General features: G+C 41.9%; 6 protein-coding genes. 1 reads left to right on the top strand and 5 read right to left on the bottom strand.

Annotation, left to right across the window (positions count from 1 at the left end; genetic code table 11):
- From IT392_04315 to IT392_04305, 3 genes are all read right to left on the bottom strand, one after another.
- Positions 1 to 1,686: DNA primase (locus tag IT392_04315; GenBank protein ID MCC6543712.1), on the bottom strand; the 1,686-nt coding region annotated here is incomplete at its 3' end.
- A 17-nt stretch (positions 1,687 to 1,703) separates the two neighbouring features.
- Complete coding sequence (locus IT392_04310; GenBank protein ID MCC6543711.1) at positions 1,704 to 2,159, bottom strand: GatB/YqeY domain-containing protein; 456 nt, start codon at positions 2,157 to 2,159, stop codon at positions 1,704 to 1,706.
- A 4-nt stretch (positions 2,160 to 2,163) separates the two neighbouring features.
- Positions 2,164 to 2,352: a 30S ribosomal protein S21 gene (locus IT392_04305; GenBank protein ID MCC6543710.1), complete on the bottom strand. Its 189-nt coding sequence runs from the start codon at positions 2,350 to 2,352 to the stop codon at positions 2,164 to 2,166.
- 190 nt (positions 2,353 to 2,542) lie between these two features.
- On the opposite strand from IT392_04305, the gene IT392_04300 reads away from it, so the two are divergent.
- A complete protein-coding gene (locus IT392_04300; protein ID MCC6543709.1) occupies positions 2,543 to 3,082 on the top strand; it encodes an HNH endonuclease in 540 nt (179 codons plus the stop codon).
- 6 nt (positions 3,083 to 3,088) lie between these two features.
- Here the strand turns inward: IT392_04300 and IT392_04295 are convergent, their stop codons facing one another.
- A complete protein-coding gene (locus IT392_04295) occupies positions 3,089 to 3,964 on the bottom strand; it encodes a 2-oxoacid:ferredoxin oxidoreductase subunit beta (GenBank protein ID MCC6543708.1) in 876 nt (291 codons plus the stop codon).
- A 1-nt stretch (position 3,965) separates the two neighbouring features.
- Positions 3,966 to 5,681 carry a 2-oxoacid:acceptor oxidoreductase subunit alpha gene (locus IT392_04290; protein MCC6543707.1) on the bottom strand — a complete coding sequence of 572 codons (1,716 nt, stop codon included), beginning with the start codon at positions 5,679 to 5,681 and terminating at the stop codon, positions 3,966 to 3,968.
- Positions 5,682 to 5,958: the final 277 nt, after the last annotated feature.

Here is a 5,958-nt window from a genome sequence, read left to right as displayed (position 1 = left end):
TTCCAGTTGCTTTAACTCCCTGCTTAGTCTATTGCGCTTCAAAACCCTGATGCAATCAATAAGCGTCTGCTCAGGTGAATCAAAATGAAAATCAAAAACCACCAATCTTGTTACAATTTCTTTAACTGCATCAGTACATGTGATATCATTAATGATATGATGAACAGCTTTATCCGACTTTAAAACATACACCCACGTATCACGTAACCTCGGGTCGGAGAAATCATCAGGAGTTAATTTGTTGCCTGCAACTTTTCTGAGATTTAAATCCTTCAGAATCAGAAAAAGGATTTCTTCTTCAACCCCTGGCTTGTTCTTTAGCTCTACCCTCGCTTTCGTTTTATCACCGCGGGCTGTAACAGGTTGTTTATCAGCTAACCTGCTCCTTCTTTTTAACTCAGACCTTAATACTTCTTCCGAGGTTCTGGTCTCTCTTGCAACTTTTTTTAAATAGTAGTCCTGTTCAATCCTGTTATTGATTTTTCTAATAAGTGCAAGACATTCTGCTGCCACCTGTACTTTTGCATCAATAGACTCAGAATGGTCCATATTTGACCACTTTTCAATAATCATATCAATCTCAAACTCAATTATGCCTTTAGCGTTCTTTAATAACTCTGTAAAAGCTAACTTACCTTGTTTTCTTATATAACTATCAGGGTCTTCCCCCGCCGGAAGTAACAATACCCTGGCTTTAATCTCACTATTGAGAAAAAGATCAACTGACCTCCTTGCTGCATTAATACCAGCGGTGTCAGAATCAAATGTCAAAATAACCTCACTCGTTAAAAAGCCAAGGCTCTTAATGTGATTTTCAGTTAATGCAGTACCCAGCGTTCCCACAACATTTTGTATGCCGAACTGATGAGCCACAATAACATCCATATATCCTTCTACAATTATAGCATAACCTGATTCCCTGATATTGCTCTGCGCAAGGTCAAGACCATATAATAGCTGTCTCTTGCTAAATAATGGTGTTTCCGGAGAATTAAGATATTTTGGGTTGGTATCATCCATTACCCTCCCGCCAAATCCCACTAGTTTTTTATACCTATCGTAGATGGGCAGCATAATCCTGCCGCGAAACCTGTCGTAATATCCTTTACCCTTACCCTTTGGAACAATAATACCTGCCTCCGCCAGAACTTCATCAGCCAGCCCCCTGTTTCCCAGATATTCATACGCCTTATCCCATGAGTTTAACGAATAGCCAACATTAAACCGTTCGAGCATTTCCGGAGAAATACCTCGTTCGAACATATATTTCCGGGCCATTTCTCCTTCCTTCGATTTAATAAGGTTAGTATTATAATATTCTGCCGCCAATTTATTAGCTTCTATTAATCTCTTATTCTTCTTATCTTTATCTGTAGCTTCTGCTCCATTATCCGCAATTCTGATACCAGCATCTCCCGCCAACATTTTCACTGTATCTATAAATGGCATCTTTTCATACTTCATTAAAAAGGTAATAACATTACCACCGGCACCACATCCAAAACAGTGAAAAAGCTGCTTTCCCGGACTTACAATAAAAGACGGAGTCTTTTCAGAATGAAAAGGGCAGATACCAACAAAGTTCTGCCCTGATTTCTTGAGATAGAGGTGTCTGGAAATTACTTCTACAATATCCTGACTTTCCCTTATCCTGTCTAATATTTCTTCAGGAATATATCCATTCAAGGGGAGATTCCCCCCTATTAATGTGCCGTTTCAACCATAAGTTCTTTAACAATTGAACTTATCTTAGTACCCTCAGCCCTTCCTTTCAAACGTGGCATTAAAGCCTTCATTACCTTTCCCATATCTTTAGCCGATGTTGCCCCAACTTCCGTCATTACTGCCTTAACTTCGTTTACGAGTTCCTCATCAGTAAGAGGCTGAGGCAAATAAGCCTGTAATATCCCGATCTCTGCGTTCTCTTTTTCTACCAGATCAGCTCTACCGCCTTTACTGAACTGTTCTATTGAATCTCTCCGCTGCTTTATCCCTGACATTATTACTTCAATTACATCGTCATCTGACAGCGGGGCCTTCTTTTCAATCTCCCTGTATTTCACAGCAGACTTTATCAGCCTGATTACAGAAGTCTTAATGCTATTTCCGCCTTTTAAAGATTCATTAAGGTCTCCTGAGAGTCTGTCGAGTAAAGTCATAAATTTACACCTTTTGACGTTTTGCTGCCTTCTTCTTTGCGGCTAAAGCCTTACGTTTGCGCCTGACACTTGGTTTTTCATAGTGTTCCCTTTTTCTCATTTCAGAGAGTATCCCTGACTTTTCACACTGTTTTTTGAACCGGCGGAGGACGCTTTCAAAGGATTCATTGTCTTTTACCTTTACCCCCAACATATATTATCCACCCCCTTACCTGAAAGATTATATTCATTGTAATATTTAGCAAAATTCTTGGATTGTTAAATATAGCAAACAGCAGTTACATGTGTCAAGTATTCTTTTATCCAAACATATTGCTTTTTAATAAGTTTTATGTAATAATAATGGAAATTAGAAATGGTCACTCTTTTGACCAAAGAAGAAAATGGAGCACACATTACTTCTTAACGCTACTTATGAACCACTGAAGGTCATCCCATGGAAAAGGGCTGTCACCCTGTTGTTCCAGGGAAAAGTTGAAGTACTGGAAGTGTATGACCGCGAAGTCCGTGGTATCAGGGTCAGTTTTAACCTACCCTCTGTCTTAAGACTACTAAAGATAGTTAAGGCCCGCAACATTCATTCTGTAAAATTTTCTCGGGCCAATATCTTCACCAGGGACGACCATACCTGTCAATATTGCGGCTTGAGGTTTGACGTCAGGGACCTGACGTTTGATCATGTTTTACCTGCTGCAAAGGGTGGTAAAAAGAATTGGGAAAATATTGTTACTGCCTGCTGGAAGTGTAATAATAAAAAAAGCGGCCGCACTCCCGCTCAGAGTGGCATGCGTCTCATAAAGGTACCATGTGAGCCCAAGTGGCTCCCACATGTAACTATAACATTAGGCATAAGAAACAAACCTGAGAACTGGAGGGATTATTTGTATTGGAATGTTGAACTGGAGAAGGAAGACCCCGGCTGAGTGTCTTTAAAGTTTAAACACGTCAATAATTTTCTCAAGGTCCGGTTTATTTGTCCCTTTATTCCTCGTCTTTATTCCAGAAAGCAATTCAACATAGGACGGCCTATTCTCCTGATAAAATAATCCTATTGGCACCGTAGCGCTTTCCCTGCCCATAGTCATGGCCAGTGACAATGCCTTAATCTTATCACCCTTATCCGTATGAACCTCGTCTATGTTTCTTAAGAGCGGTTTATAATATTCGAAAGTATCAACCTTATTGAACGTAGGACATGGTGATATTACATTTATGAATGCAAACCCCTTGTGATTCATGGCCTGACCAATTAAATCCGCTGTCAACCTGGCATTTGATGAAAAACTCTGAGCAACGAACGTTGCACCATAAACAAGGGCATATGCTATCGGGTTTAATGGAACATCCGGTGAACCATAAGGTGTTGTAGAGGTAACCATTCCCGCCCTGCTTGTTGGTGAAACCTGGTTCTTGGTTAGACCATATATTGAATTATCCATCACGATTAATGTTATGTCTATATTCTTTCTTGCTACATGAGGCAGATGCCCGCCGCCGATACTAAAATTATCACCGTCACCACCAACCACTATAACCTTCAACTCCGGCCTAGCAAGCTTAATGCCCGTAGCTATTGGAACCGCCCTGCCGTGGCATGTGTGCATTCCGAAGGTAGTAACAAAATATGGAAGCCTGCTTGAACAACCTATACCTGAAACAAGGACTGTATTAGCAGTTGAAGCATGGTTTGCACTAAAAGCAGTCGTCAGTGATGCCAGAACCCCATAGTCACCGCAGCCTGCACACCATACCGGCGGGATGTCAGACCGGTAATCCTTGGGTTTTAACTGCTGAGTCACTTCCATTTTATATGACCTCCTTAATTTTGGCCTCTATCTGTTCCGGGGTAAATGGAAGCCCCCCGTAGATATCATATCTTATAGGATTAATACCTGCATGCGCCCTCACCAGCTCAGCAAACTGGCCCTGATAATTTACCTCAGGCATCAAGACTTTCTTCACCGAAGATGCGAACTTTCTAATAGCCTTCACTGGAACCGGAAAAACCATCCTTGGATACAATGCACTTACCTTAAGTCCTTTTTCCCTGCACCGCTTAACGGCCTCTCTTACTGAACACTGTGTAAGCCCCCAACTAATAATACCAATATCTTCATCTCCATTACCATCATACTCAGAGGCGGCATACTCATCCTCAATATTTTCAATCTTCCTGAACCTTTTTTCTGTCATCATCGCATGATAGTCAGGAGAATATTTTGGAGCAGCGGTCTCACTATGTTCAAGTCCCGTGGCTATATACTGGCCGCCAGGCTGACCTGGAAGAGACACTGCTGATATGCCTGAATCAGTAATTTCGTAGCGTTTAAACTCTCCATTACCAGAGTATACTTCTCTGTTCATAATATTCAACTTTGCAAGGTCAGGCCTTTTTATCTTCTCTGTCCTGAATGCAAGAGAACCATCACTCAGGATAATAACCGGCATCTGATATTTCTCCGCCAGATTAAAGGCATCTACCGTCAAATAAAAACAATCCTCAATAGTCGCAGCAGCAAGGACTATACGTGGAAAGTCGCCATGACCTCCTCGTGCGGCAAGGAACAGGTCCGATTGCTCGCTCTTTGTTGGAAGTCCTGTTGAAGGACCGCCCCTCTGAACATCTGCAATAACCAGCGGAAGTTCTGCCATACTTGCAAAACCGAGGAGTTCAGTCATCAGATCAAGACCCGGACCAGATGTCCCTGTCATCGCCTTGGCGCCGGCATATGATGCCCCAATGACGTGACCAAGTGATGCTATCTCATCTTCTGCCTGCACAACAATGCCGTTAGTCTTTGGCAAATGTTTAGCGAGCCAGATTGCAATTTCTGTAGCAGGGGTAATTGGATAACATGAAAAAAATTCACACCCCGCAACAAGCGCACCAAGCCCTATGGCCTCATTACCCGAGAGCAAAATTGCATCACCTTCTGGTTTTGTGGGGTGAACAATGAATCTATCCGACTTCTTGATATTTGATCTTACATACTCTGCCCCTGCCTCAAGGGCCTTCAGATTAATGTTTACAATTTCTTCGCCTTTCTTCCTGAACTTGTTTCGGACAAGTTCGACAAGACTATCCATTGGAAACGAAAAAAGCTGAACCACTGCGCCAAGCGCTACCATATTTTTTGAAATTGGACTTGAAAGATCAACTTTACTGATTTTTGTCATTGGAACAGCATATTGTACTACACCTTCAATAGGCTTTGGATCAATACCCGCGTCTGGACCGTCATACACAAGTACGTTACCGGGTTTCAACAGCCCTTTGTTAACCTCATATGCCTCAGCATTGAATACTACAACGATATTAAAGGTATCACCATGAGACAAGATCTCCTCAGCAGAAACCCTGAACTGGTACATGGCATAACCGCCCTTTATCTCAGCCGGGAACGTCTTAAATGTAAGAACCTCAAGACCTGCCCGGGCTGACGCCTGAGCAAGCATGTCTCCAGCACTTATTACGCCTTCGCCACCCTCTCCTCCAATCCTGATAATAATGTCTTTTCCCAAATTACTTCCTCCCCAGAAATTACAGTTAGGATACCTTCTTTAAGCGACGTCTGCGATTACCCTTCAGTACAGCTACAGGCGCAATTTTATTCTCCATTATAATAGAATCTACTATGGTTCCGCAAGTAATACATCTCCAACCATAAAAAAAATAGTGGCTGGATTCACCCATATCTAAAAACTTCTCATAGATCATAAGACCATCACATTTGGGACACTTCATCTTAATCACCGTTCCTTTCATATCACAACACCTTATACAAGTATTATTGCAAGT

Source organism: Nitrospirota bacterium (assembly GCA_020846775.1).
Classification (GTDB): Bacteria; Nitrospirota; 9FT-COMBO-42-15; order HDB-SIOI813; family HDB-SIOI813; genus RBG-16-43-11.
The sequence above is the reverse complement of the archived record's forward strand: the minus strand, read 5'-3'. Positions and strand labels throughout refer to the sequence as shown.